The 18,477-nt window shown below is 59.7% G+C and carries 15 protein-coding genes; 6 read left to right on the top strand and 9 right to left on the bottom strand.

Going from position 1 to position 18,477, the window contains the following annotated elements:
- Positions 1-4: 4 nt before the first annotated feature.
- The 7 genes from ACEN84_RS02105 to ACEN84_RS02135 form a co-directional block, all read right to left on the bottom strand.
- Positions 5-571: a chemotaxis protein CheB gene (locus ACEN84_RS02105; protein ID WP_112720343.1), complete on the bottom strand. Its 567-nt coding sequence runs from the start codon at positions 569-571 to the stop codon at positions 5-7.
- Positions 568-1,407: a CheR family methyltransferase gene (locus tag ACEN84_RS02110; RefSeq protein WP_112720342.1), complete on the bottom strand. Its 840-nt coding sequence runs from the start codon at positions 1,405-1,407 to the stop codon at positions 568-570. The genes ACEN84_RS02105 and ACEN84_RS02110 overlap by 4 nt, the downstream gene beginning before the upstream one ends.
- Positions 1,404-4,838 (bottom strand): response regulator, encoded by a 3,435-nt coding sequence (locus tag ACEN84_RS02115; protein ID WP_148194897.1) that lies wholly within the window; start codon positions 4,836-4,838, stop codon positions 1,404-1,406. The genes ACEN84_RS02110 and ACEN84_RS02115 overlap by 4 nt, the downstream gene beginning before the upstream one ends.
- Before the next feature lie 286 nt (positions 4,839-5,124).
- The gene (gene paoC / locus ACEN84_RS02120) at positions 5,125-7,320 is read right to left on the bottom strand and encodes an aldehyde oxidoreductase molybdenum-binding subunit PaoC (RefSeq protein WP_112720340.1); all 2,196 of its coding nucleotides are present in this window, start codon (positions 7,318-7,320) and stop codon (positions 5,125-5,127) included.
- A 2-nt stretch (positions 7,321-7,322) separates the two neighbouring features.
- The gene (locus ACEN84_RS02125; RefSeq protein WP_112720339.1) at positions 7,323-8,273 is read right to left on the bottom strand and encodes an FAD binding domain-containing protein; all 951 of its coding nucleotides are present in this window, start codon (positions 8,271-8,273) and stop codon (positions 7,323-7,325) included.
- Complete coding sequence (paoA, locus tag ACEN84_RS02130; RefSeq protein WP_130284510.1) at positions 8,270-8,920, bottom strand: aldehyde dehydrogenase iron-sulfur subunit PaoA; 651 nt, start codon at positions 8,918-8,920, stop codon at positions 8,270-8,272. The genes ACEN84_RS02125 and paoA overlap by 4 nt, the downstream gene beginning before the upstream one ends.
- Positions 8,921-9,112: 192 nt before the next feature.
- Positions 9,113-9,274, bottom strand: a complete 162-nt coding sequence (locus tag ACEN84_RS02135; protein WP_413708980.1) for a hypothetical protein — start codon at positions 9,272-9,274, stop codon at positions 9,113-9,115.
- A gap of 298 nt (positions 9,275-9,572) precedes the next feature.
- On the opposite strand from ACEN84_RS02135, the gene ACEN84_RS02140 reads away from it, so the two are divergent.
- Positions 9,573-10,034: a ProQ/FINO family protein gene (locus ACEN84_RS02140; protein WP_112720337.1), complete on the top strand. Its 462-nt coding sequence runs from the start codon at positions 9,573-9,575 to the stop codon at positions 10,032-10,034.
- A gap of 741 nt (positions 10,035-10,775) precedes the next feature.
- Here the strand turns inward: ACEN84_RS02140 and ACEN84_RS02145 are convergent.
- A complete protein-coding gene (locus ACEN84_RS02145) occupies positions 10,776-10,940 on the bottom strand; it encodes a hypothetical protein (RefSeq protein WP_165402772.1) in 165 nt (54 codons plus the stop codon).
- A gap of 347 nt (positions 10,941-11,287) precedes the next feature.
- Here ACEN84_RS02145 and ACEN84_RS02150 point away from each other — a divergent pair, with 347 nt between their 5' ends.
- Positions 11,288-13,390: an EAL domain-containing protein gene (locus ACEN84_RS02150; RefSeq protein ID WP_413708981.1), complete on the top strand. Its 2,103-nt coding sequence runs from the start codon at positions 11,288-11,290 to the stop codon at positions 13,388-13,390.
- Positions 13,391-13,720: 330 nt separating this feature from the next.
- On the opposite strand, the gene ACEN84_RS02155 is transcribed toward ACEN84_RS02150, so the two are convergent.
- A complete protein-coding gene (locus ACEN84_RS02155; RefSeq protein ID WP_112720335.1) occupies positions 13,721-14,119 on the bottom strand; it encodes a DUF1236 domain-containing protein in 399 nt (132 codons plus the stop codon).
- Between the two features lie 169 nt (positions 14,120-14,288).
- Between ACEN84_RS02155 and ACEN84_RS02160 the strand changes: the two genes are divergently transcribed.
- The 4 genes from ACEN84_RS02160 (at position 14,289) to ACEN84_RS02175 (ending at position 18,214) form a co-directional block, all read left to right on the top strand.
- Positions 14,289-14,534, top strand: coding sequence for a hypothetical protein (locus tag ACEN84_RS02160; protein ID WP_112720334.1), 246 nt, complete (start codon positions 14,289-14,291; stop codon positions 14,532-14,534).
- Positions 14,535-14,572: 38 nt separating this feature from the next.
- Complete coding sequence (locus tag ACEN84_RS02165) at positions 14,573-15,250, top strand: response regulator (RefSeq protein WP_112720393.1); 678 nt, start codon at positions 14,573-14,575, stop codon at positions 15,248-15,250.
- Positions 15,251-15,396: 146 nt separating this feature from the next.
- The gene (locus ACEN84_RS02170) at positions 15,397-16,575 is read left to right on the top strand and encodes an ATP-binding protein (RefSeq protein ID WP_413708982.1); all 1,179 of its coding nucleotides are present in this window, start codon (positions 15,397-15,399) and stop codon (positions 16,573-16,575) included.
- A 304-nt stretch (positions 16,576-16,879) separates the two neighbouring features.
- A complete protein-coding gene (locus ACEN84_RS02175) occupies positions 16,880-18,214 on the top strand; it encodes an MFS transporter (protein WP_413708983.1) in 1,335 nt (444 codons plus the stop codon).
- Positions 18,215-18,477: the final 263 nt, after the last annotated feature.

The raw sequence follows: 18,477 nt of genomic DNA on the forward strand, positions 1-18,477 counted from the left end.
TGATCTAAACCTCTTTTAAAAATTCGCCGATCGCTGCAATCGACATGACATGCGCCGCTGGACACATTGCGATAGCTGCTTCAGGCATGGCGGATGCGAAAGCCGTAAGCGGGTCCTGGATGAGGGCGATCCCGCCGGCAGCGCCGACCGCCTGCAAACCCTTTGCGCCGTCATGGTTGGCGCCGGTCAGCACGATTGCAATAAGAGACGGCCCATAGGCATCGGCAGCGCTCTCGAACAGAACGTCGATGGACGGCCTGGAAAACAGGACCGGCTCATCGCTCGATAGTGACACGGTCTTATCGAATTCAACGAGGAGATGGTAGTCGGGCGGCGCAAAATAGATCGTGCCTGGCTCTATCGGCTGCTTGTCCTCGGCCTCCTCGACGCGCAGGCTGCATTTGGCGCGGAAGAGTTCGGCCATGACGCTGCGCTTGTCCGGCGGGAGGTGAACAACCACTAGGATCGGGATAGGGAAGCTGACAGGCAGGAGCGGCAGTATCGCCGAAAGCGCCTCAAGTGCACCTGCCGACGCTCCGATTACCACGGCTTGCGGCCTGATCGCGCTCATTCTCCCTGCCTTTGGTAGATTTTCTCCTCACGGACGAAGTCTCTGAAGGCACCAGATTGAGGCGAGAAGCGCAGGCTCTCCTTGGCACCGAGCCCCAAAAAACCCTTGCGGGCGAGCGAGTCCTTGAAGAGGCCAAGTGCCCTGTCCTGTAGGTTTCGATCGAAATAGATGAGGACGTTGCGGCAGGAGATGAGGTGCATCTCGGCAAAAACGGCATCGGTTACCAGACTATGGTCCGCGAATACGACATTGCGGCGCAATGTCCTGTCGAAGGTGACCCGGCCGTAGGCTGCCTGGTAATAATCCGAAAGCGAGGACTTTCCCCCGGACTTGCGGTGGTTTTCGGTAAAGAGGGGGACGCGGTCCAAGGGATAGACGCCTGCTTCCGCCGTTTTCAACGCGTCCTGGTTGATGTCGGTGGCGTAAAACAGCGTGCGCTCTTCCAGCCCCTCTTCCCTAAAAAGGATGACCATGGAGTAGAGCTCCTCACCGCCGCTGCAGCCGGCAACCCATAGCTTGATCGATGGATAGGTGCGCAGATGTGGAACGACCTTTTCCCGGATTGCCCTGAAATAGGAGGGATCGCGAAACATCTCGCTCACCTGTACCGTCAGGTAGCGCAGGAGTTGCCCGACCATTTCCGGATCATGAAGCAGGCTTTCCTGCATGGCTGAGAAAGTCGCCAGCCCGAGCTGCTCGCGCGCCTGCTTCAGGCGCCGCTTGATGGAGGCAAAGGCATAACTGCGGAAATCGTAGTGGTACTTCAGAAACAGGGCTTCGAGCAGCAACCTGATCTCGATGTCCTCGACCTTCTCGGGGATCGGTACAAGCGTCATTTCGGCATCCAGACCCGTACCAGCGACAGAAGCTTCTCGACGTCGAGCGGCTTTGCCATATAGTCATTTGCGCCCGCTTCGATGCAGCGCTCTTGGTCGTCCGGCATAGCCTTGGCCGTAAGCGTAATGATCGGCAGTTTCTTCCAAGCGGCATTCTTGCGGATCTCGCGGGTCGCCGTCAGGCCGTCCATGACCGGCATCATCACATCCATCAGCACCAGGTCGATGCCGCCATCGGCTTGCGCTGCGGATTTTTCCAGAGCTTCGAGCGCTTCCCGGCCGTTGCGTGCAATCTCGATTATCGCTCCCCGCGGTTCCAGGATATTGGTGAGAGCATAGACGTTGCGCACATCGTCCTCGACAACGAGGATCCGCCGGCCTTCAAGAAGCGCGTCCCTGTGCCTCGCCTGACGGATCATTTTTTGCCGTTCGGCCGGCAGTTCGGAGATCACCTGGTGCAGGAAGAGGCTCACTTCATCGAGCAGCCGCTCGGGGGATTTCGCACCCTTGATGATGATCGACTTGGAATAGCGCCTGAGCTTCTGCTCGTCGTCCGCGGACAACTCACGACCGGTATAAACGATGACCGGCGGGAATGCGTAGGCGCTCTCCTGGCTCAAGGTCTCCAGGAGGGAATATCCGGACGCATCGGGGAGCGTCAGATCCATGACCATGCAATCGAACGTCTCCTGCCTTAGCCGGTCGAGGCATTCGGCCGCCGTACTTGCTGTCACCGTCTCGACGTCGTGCGAGGCGAGCAGTCGCGCAACAGCCTCGCGCTGCACCGGATCATCCTCGACGATCAGGACGCGACGAACACCCTGGGACAACCGGGCTTCGAACTTCTGGAGCACATCGACAAGCTGATCACGATTGACGGGCTTGATCAAGTAACCGACCGCGCCGAGTGAATAGGCGGTTTCAAGATGGTCGCTGCCGGATACGACGTGGATCGGTATATGGCGTGTCTGAACGTCCTGCTTTAACCGGTCGAGCACCGCAAGCCCTGATTGATCCGGCAACCCGATGTCAAGGACGATGGCACTCGGCTTCAAGTCCTTTGCAAGCGTCACCGCTTCCTCGGCAGTTCCGGCAACGATGGTCTGGAAGCCCATTTCCCGCGACAGATCACGGACGATCGATGCAAAGGCATCATCGTCCTCGACGACCAGCAGGACACGCTTTGTCTCGTCGAGCGAATGGCGGTCGTCCTCGACGCGGCGGATCGGCCTTTGGGGCGCCGCGGGAGGCTCCCTGACAGCGGCAATGATCGGTTCAACGGCTGTGGCGGGACGCATATCGCGCGGTGTCACCTTCGCCGGATCGTATTGTTCGGGCAGGGTCACCGTGAACGTGCTCCCCTTTCCGAGCGTGCTCTCCAAATCGATCGCTCCGCCAAGAAGCCTGACAAGCTGACGCGAGATCGACAGCCCAAGCCCGGTGCCGCCAAACCGGCGGCTGATCGTGCCGTCGGCCTGGTGAAAGGCATCGAAGACTGTATGCTGCTGCTCGCTGGCGATCCCGATCCCCGTATCGGAAACGGAAAACGTCACCTGCCCGCCCGCCGCGCGGCGGATTGACAGCGATACCTGCCCGTCCTCGGTGAACTTTATCGCATTTGAAAGCAGGTTCTTGAGCACCTGTTCAAGGCGTTGCGGATCGGTCTCGATGACGGCAGGGCAGGCGCTGTCGACCTCGATGGCGAAGGCAAGCGCCTTGTCTGCAGCCAACGGCTGGAAGACCTGCCGGAGGTTGCCGGCCAGCCGTTCAAGCGTGACCGTCTCGGGCCTGATCTCGACATGTCCGGCCTCGATCTTCGAAAGGTCGAGGATGTCGTTGATCAGGTTCAACAGGTCGTTGCCAGAGGACTGGATCGTACGTGCGTACTTGACCTGCTCGTCGGTCAGATTGTCCTGCGGATTGTCGGCAAGAAGCTTCGCCAGAATGAGCGAGGAGTTGAGTGGGGTGCGCAGTTCATGCGACATGTTTGCAAGGAAGTCAGACTTGTACTGGCTCGCCTGCTCAAGTTCGCGCGCTTTCAGACCGACGGCGACATTGGCGCGTTCCAGCTCGTCGCGCTGGGTTTCCAGTTGCTGGGCCTGCTCTTCGAGCTGGGAATTCGTCTGTTCGAGCTCGACCTGTTGCTGCTCCAGCCGCGACTGCTGTTCCTTCAGCGCCCGGCTTTGCTCCTCCAGTTCCTCGTTCGAAACCCGCAGTTCCTCGCTTTGGGTCTGAAGCTCTTCGGACTGGCGCTGTGTCTCTTCAAGGAGATCCTGCAATTCGCTGCGGTATGTGGCCGACCTGACGGCAATGGAAACGGCTTCGGATGCCCGTTCCAGGAGGGCGACGATCCGTTCGTCGACCGGGTGCAGGAAGCCGAGTTCGATCACGGAATTGACGGCGCCATCGACGCTTCCTGGCAGAATTACCAGGTGCTTTGGTTTGTGTGCACCGAGAGCGGAACTGAAGGTGAGGTAGCCGTCCGGGACATTATCGACAACGATTGCCCTGTTTTCGGCAGCCGCCTGACCGAGCAGCCCCTCTCTCAACCTGAATTGCGAGCGAATGCTGGCGGCGTCACCCACGCCGTAGAGCGCCTGTCTCTGGAAGGTGTCGCCGCCGCCAGAAAAGATGGCGCCGGCCACTGCGCCGGAGTAGCGGGCAAGATAATCCAGGATGCTGTTGCCCAGTTTGGCGATCTCCTGATCGCCCATCATCGCACTGGCAAGCCCGACCTCACCGGACTGCAGCCACTGATCCCGGCGTCGCGCAAGCGTGGCCCTGCGAACCAGAAAGCCGATCGTCGCTGTCAGGACCAGGCCGAGAGCAACGGCAAAAACCGTGCTCAACAAAGCGCGTTGCTGTGCCTGTTTCATTTCCACGAAGCGCTTCAGGCGTATGTCAGCTTCTGCGCCTGATATGGCAGCGATCTGAGCGCGGATCGCGTCCATCTCCTGCTTGCCGCTGTCGGCGTTGACAACCGCAAGCGCTGCTTCGAGACCTTGAGAACGGCGCAGATCGATCGTCTGGGCAAGTTCGGAAAGCTTCGCATCGACATGCTGTTTCAACGTCGCCAGTCTCTGGCTCTGCCCGGGATTGGCTCCCGTGAGTTCGCCGATCCTATCGAGCTGCCGCGGGATCGCGCGCAGCGCCTCATTGTAAGGTGCGAGGTAGGTCTCGGTGTTTGTCAGGAGGAAGCCGCGCTGGCCGGTCTCTGCATCCTGTATCTGCGATAGCAACTCGTCGAGCGCAACGATGGCCACATGCGTCTGGACAACCCGTTCGTTCCCATCCTCCAGTGCCTGCAGATTGAAGAACGATACGAACCCGTTGAGAAGGAAGAAGAGCACTGCGCCTGCCAGACCAAGAGCGACAGCAGGGTCGAGACCGAGCGTTGGTTTCGATCGATCCGGCATACGCGCGTCAGTCATTCTAACCTCATTGGCATTCGCGGGGCATTCTTGTCATGACGGGAGGCACCCGGAAGACCCCTCGCCCGGACACGCGACGAAATCTAACGGCAGATCTCGTCTGTGGAAGATGCACGCGCAAATATTTCTTGCCAGGCACACAGATTTTTTCCAATCCGCAAGTGCGTTGGCGCACACTCTGCGCCGCAGCCCGGGCTACGCGCCACCAGGGGCCGGTGATCTCATGAAACGAAAGGCTGTCTGGGGCCTGGCACCCGGTAATAGGGTGGACCGCGACGCGAGCGACCTAGGCGACGACTGGCAGACCGGCGATCAACTTGTCGAGGGTGATCGGATACTGCCTGACGCGGATGCCTGTCGCGTTAAAGATTGCATTGGCGACGGCCGCCGATACACCGCATAAGCCGAGTTCTCCGACGCCCTTGGCCTTCATCGGTGATGACATCGGATCTGTCTCGTCCATGAAAATGACGTCCTGATGAGGAATGTCGGCGTGAACCGGCACTTCGTAGCTCGCCAGATCATGATTGACGAAAAAGCCGCGACGTGTGTCGACTGCGAGCTCCTCGGTCAATGCGGCGCCGGCCCCCATGGTCATTGCGCCGATGACCTGGCTTCGAGCTGTGATAGGGTTGAGGATCCGCCCGGCGGCACAAACGGCAAGCATACGACGGATCCGCGTCTCCCCGGTAAAGGCATCGACCCCAAGCTCGACGAAATGAGCCCCAAAGGTCGATTGCTGATGCGTCTTGGCGAGGTCACCCCATTCCATCGTATCTTCGCCAACCAAACCGTCTCCCGCTGCCTCCGCGAGCGCCACCGTGCGATTGCCGGACCGGACCTGGCCGTTCTCGAACACCACGTCATCGGAGTTGAAACCGAGTTTGCTCGCCACGGCCTCGCGCAACTTCACGCAGGCCGCATAGACGCCTGACGTCGATGAGTTGGCGCCGAACTGCCCCCCGGATCCGGCGGACACCGGGAACTGTGAGTCTCCCAATCGGACTCTGACCCTGTCGATCCCGACACCCATCATTTCCGCGGCCGTCTGCGCTATGATCGTATAGCTTCCGGTGCCGATATCGGTCATGTCGGTCTCGACCGTCACGATGCCGTCGCTATCCAGTTTCACCCGCGCGCCCGACGGCATGACGAGATTGTTGCGGAAGGCAGCTGCGACGCCCATCCCGACAAGCCAGTTTCCCTCCCGGCGCGAAGCTGTCGCGGGGCGCCTGTGCCACCCGAAGCGCTCGGCTCCCAGGGCCAGGCAGCCGATCAGATTGCGATGAGAGAACGGTCTATCGGGATGTTCCGGATCGACCTGAGTATCGTTGACCATGCGAAATTGGACTGGGTCCATTGCGAGCTTCACGGCCATTTCGTCGATTGCAATCTCCAAGGCCATGAGGCCTGGCGCTTCACCGGGAGCGCGCATGGCATTGCCTTCTGGCAGATCGAGCGCAGCAAGCCGCATGGCAGTCATGCGGTTGGCTCCAGCGTAGAGCAGCCTTGTCTGATTGACCGCAGTTTCGGGGCCGCCGCCTTTGAGATCGCCGGACCAGCTCTCGTGGGCGATCGCGGTAATCTTACCATCGCGCTCGGCGCCGATGCGGATCCGCTGGATGGTTGCTGGCCGGTGGGTCGTATTGTTGGGCATCAACGGGCGTGGGAGAGCAACCTTTACCGGGCGACCAACCTCCCTTGCCGCGAAGGCGGCGAGGACGGCGTCAGCGCGCAGGAACAGCTTGCCACCAAAACCGCCACCGACGAAGGTTGACATAAGGTGAACCTTTTCCTTGTCCACGCCGAGCGTCGTTGCGAGGTCGCTCCGCCACCAGTCGATCATTTGGCTCGACGTCCAGACGGTGAGCTGGTCTCCATCCCATGAGGCGACCGACGCATGTGGCTCCATCATCGAATGGGACTGGTCTGGTGTGGTATAGGTTTCATTGAGGCTGACGGGTGCCGATCGGAACGCCCCTTCGAAGTCGCCAACTGCGGTATCCGGTTCAGTGGACTCGTCGGGCTTTTGTGCCGACGCCATAGCAGCCCGCAGGTCAAAGGTACCGGCCTCCGCTTCATAGTCGATTTTCAGGTCAGTGGCAGCCGCGCGCGCCTGTTCAAATGTCTCGGCGACCACCACGGCGACAGCCTGATGATAATGTTGAATCTCGGCGCCGCCAAAGAGCGTGGCGGTGTTGTACTTGCCCTTGTCGAGGTCACCCACATCGAGCGTCGTGACGATGCCGAGCACACCGGGCGCCTTACGTGCGTCGCTGGCGTCGATCGCCCGGACCTTACCCTTGGCGATCGCTGCGCCAACGGGGTATCCATACGCGTAAGGCGCGTTCGGCTCGTTCCACTCATAGGCATAAATCGCCGTACCCGTGGTCTTCAGCTCGCCGTCAATCCTTAAGGTCGGCTTGCCCACCACCTTGAGCTGGTCGATCGGATTGGTGGTTGCCGGCTTGTCGAACTGCATGATTATCCCCTTGCCTGCGCAATGACGGCTGCGAGCGCTCGCTCTACCAGCTCGAGCTTGAAGCGGTTCTGTTCGGTCGGGCGGGCATCTGCCATCAAGGCGGCGGCAGCGGCTTTGGCTCCGTTTTTGAGTTCCTTGTCCCCGTCCTCGACACGCCATGGCTTGTGGGCGACGCCACCGGCGGCGACGCGACCGCTGCCATCGGGCTGAATGATGGCACCGATCGAAACAAGCGCAAATGCGTAGGATGCACGGTCTCTGACCTTCCTGTAGATGTGGGTGCCGCCGGCTGGAGCCGGCAGGACAACGCTTGTGATCAACTCGCCGGGCTCGAGAACGGTTTCGATGTGGGGCGTCTCGCCCGGAAGTCTATAAAATTCACCGATTGGTATTGCGCGCGCCGAGCCATCTGCCTTGACGGTCTCGACGACAGCGTCGAGCGCGCGCATTGCGATCGCCATGTCGCTCGGATGCGTGGCAATGCAGGCATTGCTGATGCCAACGACTGCATGCTGGCGGGTGAAGCCGCCTATCGCCGAACAGCCGCTACCGGGCTGGCGCTTGTTGCAGGGCTGGTGCGGATCGTAGAAGTAGGGACAGCGCGTGCGCTGCAAGAGGTTGCCTGCGGTGGTTGCCTTATTTCGAAGCTGACCGGATGCTCCTGCCAACAGCGCTCGCGACAGAAGAGCGTAATCGCGACGCACGACCTCGTGTGAGGCTAGTGCGGTGTTGCGTACCAGCGCTCCGATCCGCAGACCGCCTGCCTCCGTCAGCTGAATCTCATCGAGCCCAAGTCCGTTGACGTCGATCAGATGGGCGGGACGTTCAATCTGAAGCTTCATCAAATCGAGCAGATTGGTCCCGCCGGCAATGAATTTCGCCTCGGGATTTTCCGCAGCCGCCCTTGCAGCGGACGAAGCAGAGCTAGCGCGCTCATAGGTGAACGGTCTCATGGGTTGATCCCTCCGACCTCTTCGATCGCTTCCAGGATGTTGGAATAGGCACCGCAGCGGCAGATGTTGCCACTCATGCGCTCGCGAATCTCCGCATCAGTAGGGCGGGGTGGTCTCGTCAGCTCTTCGGTGACGTGGCTTGGGATGCCGGCCCGGATCTCTTCAAGTACGGCGACAGCCGAGCAGATCTGGCCAGGCGTGCAGTACCCACATTGAAAGCCATCATGTTTGAGGAATGCGGCCTGCATCGGATGGAGTTGACCGGGTCTCCCCAGTCCCTCGATTGTCGTGATATCGTCGCCCTCGTGCATCACGGCGAGCGTAAGACAGGCATTGATACGCTGGCCACCGACATGCACGGTGCAGGCGCCGCACTGCCCATGATCGCAACCCTTTTTTGTCCCGGTGAGGTGCAGATGTTCGCGCAGCAGGTCGAGAAGCGTCGTCCGGTTGTCAACGTCAAGCTCATGCCGCTCGCCATTGATGGTGAGTGACACAGGGGTCGAATATGTCATCGTGTCTCCTGCAGATTGGGCCACCGCACCTCTTTTGGCAGTGCTGGTGACCATGACAGTGCCTTTCGAAGAGATAAGAAGCGCCACGCGACAAAGTTCCAGTGTGATCGACGCGTCAGGAATGACTGGCAGTGTGCCAATCGTGCGCCGAGCGAGAGGTGCACTTGAGCCGGCAGCTTGGTCATGGGTGTCGCTTGCGCTTGCACCGGCTGCCGATAATCCGTGCAGAGGGTTCACCGCCTCGCGGTCACGATGTCCCCGACACCTTTCGCGGGTGCAAGAGCCCCGCGATAGCGAATGACGGGATTTTTCCGCGGTAGGGTTTCAACGCATGTGCTGGCGGTCGAGCTGGCGACCGATAGACATCCCGTGCTGCGGCGTATTCTGAAGCGCTATTCCTGTATCGGTCATGCTGCCCTCCTGAGAACGATTGGTGCATCCAAGGGCCGTGATCAAGATTAGTGAAAAGACAACAAGTATCTTCATGAGATGTTCTCGATGGTTGGGGCGCCGGCCGATGGCCGCGCCTAACTATATCCATCCCTTAACCCGCGCCGCGACTGATGGTTCCGCGTCCGCGGCAGGGTCGCGCGAGCATAAGTCAGTCTCGCGTTTCGATAAGCGCGGCCGACAATTTCTGACCTCGATATGGAAAATCGACCGATCTTGACCGGATCTTGTGGTGCAGGAACAATAGGGTTAAGTGCTTTTCACCATAGCGCACCTAACAAGTCCTACATGCTCGTAGTATAGAGCTTTTTCCAACGACGACACGGAGGCAGAAATGCGAAAGACCTGGACCGTCAGCCGCGGCCCGATCGCCGCCACGCCGGCCGATGTCGAAAAGGCGAGCGCGATCAACGCCATGCTTTGCGAGCCGATTGGCATACTGCCGAAGGCTCCGGGCGATCCAATCCGTCCATTTTCCCTCGGCCTGTTCAATCACATCAAGACGCGCTTGAAACCCGAGTTCGGCGTAAGCGCCTTGCGGCGCGCCACGGCCTTCTACATTTTCTCAAAACGCTATTATTTCGCGAGCGCGCAGCCAGATTCGATGCGGCACGACATCGACGGCAAGCCTGTAGCGCCACTGACCGCGGCTGACCGGGCGGCTGCACAGAAATCCTTTATCGAGGTGAAGAGAAGCCTTGAGGAGCGTCGCGACGGTGCGGTAGGTCGAACGCGGCCCAAGGAGGATGGCGATGGGCGGCGACCAAAGGCGGGTGACCTTGCGCGTCGGCTATAGCTTTCAGGAATGGCCGCCCTAACTCGTTTTGATGTGAAGCGAGGGGAATGCTGCGATGAACACGCACATATTCGATAAAGTCATATCGGAACTGGAAGGTTTGCAGGCTCCGATTGCGGCTATTAATGCGCGCCCATTCATGCCCGATGCGCCGTCGCCGATTGCAATGCACACAAGACATTCGAAGAAAACCCGATCTGGCGATACAGGGGCTGCGGCGCGCGTCCAAGACACCGCAAAGAGGCTAACAAAACAGGGTTGATCTCTCCTGATATGTCGCGCAGCAGGAAAACCGCTCGTCAGTATTGCGGCCCCGTGCTGTGAAATGCCTTCGACGACGCCGCCAGGTCATCGTCGACCTAATGTTTTCGATTGTATGGCCGGTGGATGTGGCCGCAATGCATTTGCAATCGAAAGCCTTGATCTAGTAACGGTTAGAGAAGCGGTCGGCGGTGTTGCCCGGCGAGCCGGGCTGCCGAGCTGTCGAAAGAGGCGCCTGCGCCCTGGGTTTGAAAGCGGAACAAAGTTCAGAGCTCAGCGCCCCTACCCAGACCGCCGGATCGGAGTGAAGCTATCTAAAACGGAGACAATGCTCACCGCCCCCTTCGATCAGCCGCCACCTCTCCGGGACAACCGGGGATATGATGAAAGCCGGTGCAGTGTGGCAGATGCCAAAACCGATGCGGCAAGCGAGAGTAGCTTCTGCGCACTTCAAGCATCGCGGCGCTATGATAGAAATTATCAGGGCGCTAGACACTCTTCGCAGATGCCGCAGCCGTCTTCGTCGAGAATGGACTTCGAACGACGGCAGCAGATGCAGGTGTGCTCGATGTCACCAAATATGGCTTCCGGCGGCAGGATCTCGATCTCCGATGCGCCAGTCAAGTCTACGGTCTCGTCTTCCATCTCGAGTTCTCCAGGTTCGAGGTTTCATCTGAGATGGGGAGCCGATCCGTTGAAACAAGATGCCCACACAGCTGGCCAGCGACTTCGAGCAGCCGATGCGATGGCCAAGCAATCATGGCTACCAAACTTCGCAATCAAGTACTAACTTCCACCAGCACTCACATCATCCGGGACCATGGCCTCTGGCGTCTGGAGCAGGTCGCAGTGCCCCTTTGCTTCCACATGAGCAGCCGAAGCCCGGTCGAACCCCCGGCGCTCGGTACGCAACCGTACCGCGCAGCGCCTTTAAGGTAATATTTGCAGTCCCGGCCTAGATTGTCCTGAGAATTTCAACGAACCATCGTCTCATGCCGCTACCAAAGTTCCCAAAACCGATCCTTTTGACGAAGGCCGCCCTAGGCACGCTCGCCTTCGTCTCCGCCCTCGTCATCTTGTCCGGGCTCGTTACGATTGCCTTCAGCGAAATGAGACGGGACGCCAACTGGATTGACGACGCGCGAGCCGGTCAAGCTGCAAGAGCGGCGATCAAGTCCTTCCAATCACGGCTCGGAGCGACCGTACGCGACAATGCGATCTGGGACGACGCCTACTTACGGATGCAGTCGCCCGCCGGTGCAGCCTGGGCCTACGAAAACTGGGGGAAAGTCAGCGCCGATTACCCACTATACGACGTCGCTATCGTCTTAACGCCCACCCTCGGCGTCTTGAGCGCCTGTAAAAAGGGCATCGCGTTCGATCCGATGAAGGACTTCGGGGCAGGACTGCTTCGCCTGGTGGCAAATTCTGCGGCAACCGAACCGGCTGCGTCCACCGCTTTCATTCCCACGCAAGAGGGCCTTTATGTCGTCGCTGCCGATCGTATCCAACCTTACGACAGCAGGCCAGAGGTCTCGACACTGCATACCCTGGTCTATGCGAAGTTACTCACCCCGGACGTGGTCGGCCAGCTCGAAACTACCTTCGACATAACGGGTCTTCGACTGGCGCCCGCGCCTTTGCAGGAAGAGCTCAGCATGCCGCTGCTGGGGCCCGACGGACGCGCTGTGGCCTATTTCGAATGGCCGAGCCGCCTGCCCGGCGACCAAGCCTTTGCGCACGTCCATGGCTACTTGATTGCGGCCGCCATGGTTTTGGCATGCATTTTCGCCGGACTGTTGCGCGTGGGCATTCGCACTGCCGGCCGGCACAAGAACGATGCGGAGAGATTTCGCCTCCGCGCGTCCCATGACGATCTGACCGGACTGGCCAACCGCACCGGGCTAGCGGAAGCCTTCGACAAGAGGCAGCTTCCCGCGGCATTGGCGATTGTTGATCTTGACGGGTTCAAGGAGGTCAACGATGCCTGGGGACACGACGTCGGCGACAGTCTGATCCAAGGCGTCGCGGCGCGGCTTCGCGAGGCGGTGCCCGAGGGAACGGTCGCAAGGCTGGGGGGCGACGAGTTCGCCCTGCTGACCGATCCGGGCGAAATGTCAACGGTCGCGGCCCGCGTCCTGACAGTCATGGAGCGCGAGTTCGTTATCGATGGTCGCACGATCGAGGTGGGTGCAAGTATCGGCTTTGCCTCTCCCGAGGATGGATGCGATCGGCTGGAGCTGATGCGCCGTGCCGATATGGCGCTTTACCACGTGAAGGAGAATGGCCGCGGTCACGCCGGATCCTATCTGCCAGAGCTCGACCGGGACCGAGCGATGCGAACCGGCCTGGAGGACCGCCTGAGGAAGGCCATCGCCGCAGGCGAAGTGCAACCCTTCTTCCAGCCGCTGGTCGGTTCGAAATCCAGGGAAATTAAAGGCGTAGAAGCCCTTGCGCGGTGGCGGACCGAAGCAGGGCCGGTAAGTCCCGAGGTGTTCATCCCGCTTGCCGAACGTTCCGGTCTCATCGATGATCTCGGCAAACTGATGCTCAGACAGGCGCTCGGTGCGGCGATGCAGTGGAATGGCATTTACGTGTCGGTCAACGTCTCCCCGAGCCAGCTTAAAAATCCGCGCTTCGCTGAAGACGTCATCGCCATCGTTTACGAAACTGGTTTTGATCCTCGGCGACTGATGCTCGAGGTCACCGAAGGTGTGCTGATCGCCAATCCAGAACAAGCCAAAAGGAGCATGGAAGCCCTCAGGAAGCTCGGCATAAAATTCGCCCTCGACGACTTCGGATCCGGCTATGCAAGCATCGGTGCCCTTCGGGAGTTCGGTTTCGATCGGATGAAAATCGATCGATCTCTGGTCGTGGAACTGGACGATCCCAAGGGATTGAAGATCTTGAATGCGACGGTCGCGCTTGCCGATGCTCTAGGAATATCGGTCACGGCGGAAGGCGTCGAGACCGAAAAACAAGCCGAAGCCCTCTTCTGCGCCGGTTGCGACCAGCTTCAGGGATACCTCGTTGGGCGACCGATGGACGTCCTGCAGTTCAACGCTTTCGTCGCCAATCGTCTGGCGACGGCATAGACGTCGCTTGCGACCTGCGGCACATGCATCGATCAAGCAGCTGTCGATTTGGACCATGAACGACCAAACGTTCCCGCCGTAAGCCGTGTACCGGCCAACATAGCCGCAATTGCTGCGATCGTTAAAGGCAGGCAACGATCGGCCCGGGCCAAGTCGGCAATTTCCGAACGTCGCACATTCGGATTTTCCGCAAATGGCTGTGCGCGCCGAGCTGCGACACGCAAACCACACTCCCTGATTTAGCACGATCGTGTCGGTTGCAGCCGCCGCCGCCCTGCACGTACTTTTGCGCAAATGCTGGGAGACAGCATGAAGCTGCCTCCCGCAAGGTCAGTTGATGACCTGGATTACTTTTCGCGACGACGGCTCGACGATAACCCGCTCGTCGTTGACGATAGCGTAGGAGTATTTCGGATTTTCTGGCACGGGTGTGACGACAACTGTTTCAGGAAGCGGCTGGCCGACGACAACCTTTTCTCTAACAACAACCTTGGCCGAGGGAGCAGGCGCTTCGCGGACATAGGTTACAACCTTTTCGGGCGGCGGATCGATCGCGGTGCCGACGACGGCGCCTGCGACACCTCCCACAGCCGCTCCAACCGGTCCGCCGACGATTGCGCCGGTGACCGCGCCGCCGGCTGCACCGTTAACGGTCGATGACTGGGCAAAGGCCCCGCCGGCGATCACACTTGCGGCTGTGACAGCGCCCAAGAAAAGCTTCGTAATCATGATTTTGTCCTCCTTTCCTATCCGCGGTCTTCCAACCGCTCAACAGAAACGGCGATCACAAAACCCGGTTCCGCACCCCGGACCTCAGTCCCATTCCGATTACGACCATGGTCCGGGGATCTCGCTGAAAGCCTGTGCTAAAGACTTTCAATGAAGAGGAGTTGGAAGAATGCATCGTCGTGAACTCGGAAGGCGACGGCTAGCCATGCGTCTGCCGAAAGTGCGCAGCAGGATCATGCACGCTGCCCACCCTTGGCAGCTTGAGCTCTTCGAGGCTTATGAACTGGCTGTCGAATATCGAGAGCTTATGCGGATAAACCCTTCCGAGGCCGGTCTGTTCGAAGAATACTGCCAAACATGTCTCGACATAGAGCGTGACGTCACCCGGGTGATGTCCGGCGCATCCTCTTCTTGAAGCGGGAGGCGTTCGCTACGACGCTCCTGGAGGACATCTTGAATTCAATCAGCATTGCCATCGTCGACGACCACCCGCTCTTTCGGGAAGGCGTCTCGAGCGCACTGTCACGCTATGACGATCTCATCATCGTCGCGCAAGGTGAAAGTGCGGCGGACGCCTTGGTGCTCGCAGCAACATACCGGCCCGCGATCCTTCTGCTCGACATAACCATCCCCGGCGGTGGGGCTATAGAGGCGATCCGGAGCATTATCGCAGGCAGTCCCGAGACCAAGGTAGTGATGTTGACCGCAAGTGAAGAGATTGAAACACTTGCGTCGTCCTTTCGCCATGGCGCTTCCGGATACGTCGTCAAGGGCGTCGGGCTGCGCGAGCTTGCACAGGCGCTTCGTCGAGTCGCTAACGGCGCGCGCTACATCTCCCCGCTCATGTCCTCGCGGCTGGCTGCGATCTCGGCAGGCGGACCGCGACTGCAGAACAGGCTGACGAAACGGGAACGGGATATCATCTGGCTTGTCGTTGAAGGGCTGATCAACAAGCAAATAGCACTTCGCTTGAACCTCCAGGAGAAGACGATAAAGCATCACATGACCAACATCCTGAAGAAACTGGGCGTGACAAACAGAACGGAGGCTGCGCTGCGCTGGCGAACTTTGGCCGGCCCAACCGATATCTACGAGGCGTTGTCCGCGGGCACCGGCAAATCCGCGATCTGAGCGTCTCGTGAAGGCCAGGGCGGAGGAGCCGTCGGAAAGCCGTTCCGGCATCCGCTTTAATCGGGTCACTCGTTTTTTGGCTTCCACTCGTTGCAAAACAGCCCTTAATGTAATCAAAGTGACGTTTCGATGCAGGAGCGTCCTTGGTGGCAGAACCATTTACATCAGACATAGCTGCGGTTCAGTCGATCGCCGCCGTGCCAAGCATCCTCGACGTCGTGTGCAGGACAACGGGAATGGGATTTGCCGCCGTTGCAAGGGTAACGGAGGATCGCTGGATCGCCTGCCAGGTACTGGACCACGTGAACTTCGGCTTGCCGGCCGGGGGCGAACTCAAGATCGAAACCACCATCTGCAACGAAATACGCGACCATCGCCAGGTCGTGGCGATCGACAACGTCGCCGAGGACGCGACATATTGCGACCATCACACCCCGCGGATGTACGGTCTCCTGAGCTACATATCCGTGCCTATCGTGTTGTCGAACGACACATTTTTCGGTACGCTCTGTGCCATCGACATCGCGCCGGCCAAGGTGAACAACCCGCAGGTTATCGGCACATTTAAGCTTTTCGCCGAGCTTATCGCCCATCATCTTGAAGCCAACGAACAGCTCAGGGCAGCCAAGGACGACCTCGTTGACGAGCGCGCGCTCTCGGAATTGCGTGAGCAGTTCATCGCGGTCCTTGGCCACGACTTGCGAAACCCGATGGCTGCACTTGATGCCGGTATAAACCGCCTTCTGCGGAAGGGATGGGACGACAACTCCCCCGACATGTTGCGCCTGATGAAGGCAAGCATTGTGCGTATGGCAGGGCTGGTCGACAACGTCATGGATCTGGCGCGCGCTAGGCTGGGTGACGGCATCACCCTCAATATGGATTTGGACAGGGATCTCTCCGAGACCCTCGACCAGGTCATCGGCGAGTTCAAAACCGCTCAGCCCGACCAGGTGATCGAGACGACCGTCATCCTGCCGCGCATCGGACTGCCAGTCGACCACGCACGTATCGCCCAAATGTTTTCGAACCTTCTTGGCAATGCGCTGACCCACGGATCCCGGACGGACCCTGTCAGGATTATCGCAGGCATCAGCGGCGAAACCCTGTGGCTCGACGTCATCAATCGCGGCGACGCTATCCCGTCGGAAAGGATTGCGACGCTGTTTCGGCCATTCCATCGTGGAAACGACACGAGCCGTGAGGGTCTCGGCCTTGGGCTCTACATCGCCTCGGAGATTGCCAAAGCGCATGGTGGCACGCTGACGGTGACTTCAGGTCCCGAAGCAACAGTTTTCAGGTTCGAGATGCCCGTCATCGGATGACCATTTGTGCCGCCTTTGCGGCTGCCCAATAGTCCTCCAACACAGCGCAGGAGGATGCAAAACCGAGGCGCGGAGCGCCATGACGCGTGAAGGCTGGCATTAGGGGTCCCGCGCGGCAAGTCCTCTCGTAGCTGCGCTGCCCAATGTTTAGCTGCTATCGTGCTGCCCGCGACATGAGACTCGCCACCTTTCACCGACACAATCGCAAGCGATGCTTGAATGCGCACTGCTGGCACTCGTTTTGGCAAAGGAAACGCCCGGAACCATGTAGAGCCCTCCTCGTTGCTTTCGCGTAAGGCAGGCCATGCGCGATGACGGCTCTTCAGGGCGCGACGTTTCAAATGGGCTGATCCTGCCACACAGCGACAAAAAAGCAGCCCGACCGCCGGATGGACGGAGTTACGAGGCCGAAATGACAGCGACGTCCTTGCCTGCCCTATCCGCCGCGTTCCTCATGAGCATGTATTTCAGAAGCTACTTCGGCGTGGTCGGTCCGGCCCTCACCGCTGAACTGGGCCTGTCGCCGCAACAGTACGGCTGGCTCGCATCGGCGTTTTTCGCATCTTTCTCGATCCTGCAGATCCCGGTCGGAATGTCGTTTGACAGGTGGGGCGTGCGCTTTCCGATGGCAGCGATGATGGCCTGCGGAGCCGCAGCGGCTGCGCTGATAGCATTAACGCCCGGGTATCAGGCGGCAATCATGGGCCAAATTTTGATTGGCGTCGGTTGCGCGCCGATCTTCATGGGTGTCCTGTTTTATGTCGGACGGACAAATTCACCGGCGAAGGCGGGACGGCTTGCTGCAACCGTCAGCGGAATCGGTTCGATGGGCGCGCTGATCTCGGCCTCGCCACTATCTTGGTTCGTTGAGGTATTCGGCTGGCGATCTGCATGCTGGGCGGCCGCATCAGCCATGGCGGCGAGCGCAATTGCTGTTTGCGTCGCGCTCGGCAAGACGCCCTCAGCCGCGAGCGAAGCGCCGGCCGCTGAGCACCGCAGATCGATTGTGCCACTGCTTTACCTCGTTCCCATCTGCATGACGCTCTCCCTTGGCGGAACGTTTCGCAATGCTTGGGCCGCGCCATATGTCACGTCCGTCTTCGGCACACATACGGCAATAGGTGAGATCCTCACAGCGATCAGCATTGTTGGCATCGTCACAAGCGTCGTCCTTCCCGCAGTCCTCGCCCGTGTTGAGGGACGCAGGATTGTGATCTTCGCCTATGTCGCGGGCGTCATCTGTGCCGTCATGCTGTCCGCAGGGCCGGATGGCAGTTTCCCTGCAGCCTGTGCCGGGCTGTCCCTCCTTTATGCTATGGGGAACGTGCACCCGCTCATCATGACAGAAGCCCAGGCCCGCATCCCTTCGCACATGCGCGGCATTGCGCTTGGAGTGCTGAACACGCTGGTCTTCTTGGGCGTGTCGGTAGCCTCGGTGGTGTTCGGGCAGATCGCAGGACTGTCGCTGGCGCCAACAACAACCTATCGCCTGATCTTCGCCGCGACCGGCCTGGCGCTCGCCATCGCTTTGTTGTCATATGTCATCGTCCCGCGATCGGATCGAACCCCGCGCGCCCACACCGACAATTCGCGTCAAGACGCTGCGACCCGGGCGAACAGTGCGACCGGCAGCGACTGAAAGCGAAAAAGCGCGGCTAGCGGTTCGACAGGCCTGATCGGCAAGCTCAGCGGATTGACTTTGGCAATCGCGTCTCCCCGGGTAGCAGGGCTTCGGATCGACTTAGTACTTTGTGCGATATCGTTCGACACCCCGACGAAAGAGGAGGGTGTTCTGGAGCCTTTTCCGCTTTTGCCACTCCTCCGGGTCCTCGCCGGATCCCCGCGTCGCAGAGGCTGCTCGGCTGAAGTCAATCAGCCGAGAATAATTTCGCACGCATGCTG

The sequence above is a fragment of the Rhizobium sp. Rhizsp82 genome (genome assembly GCF_047325115.1).
GTDB lineage: Bacteria > Pseudomonadota > Alphaproteobacteria > Rhizobiales > Rhizobiaceae > Rhizobium.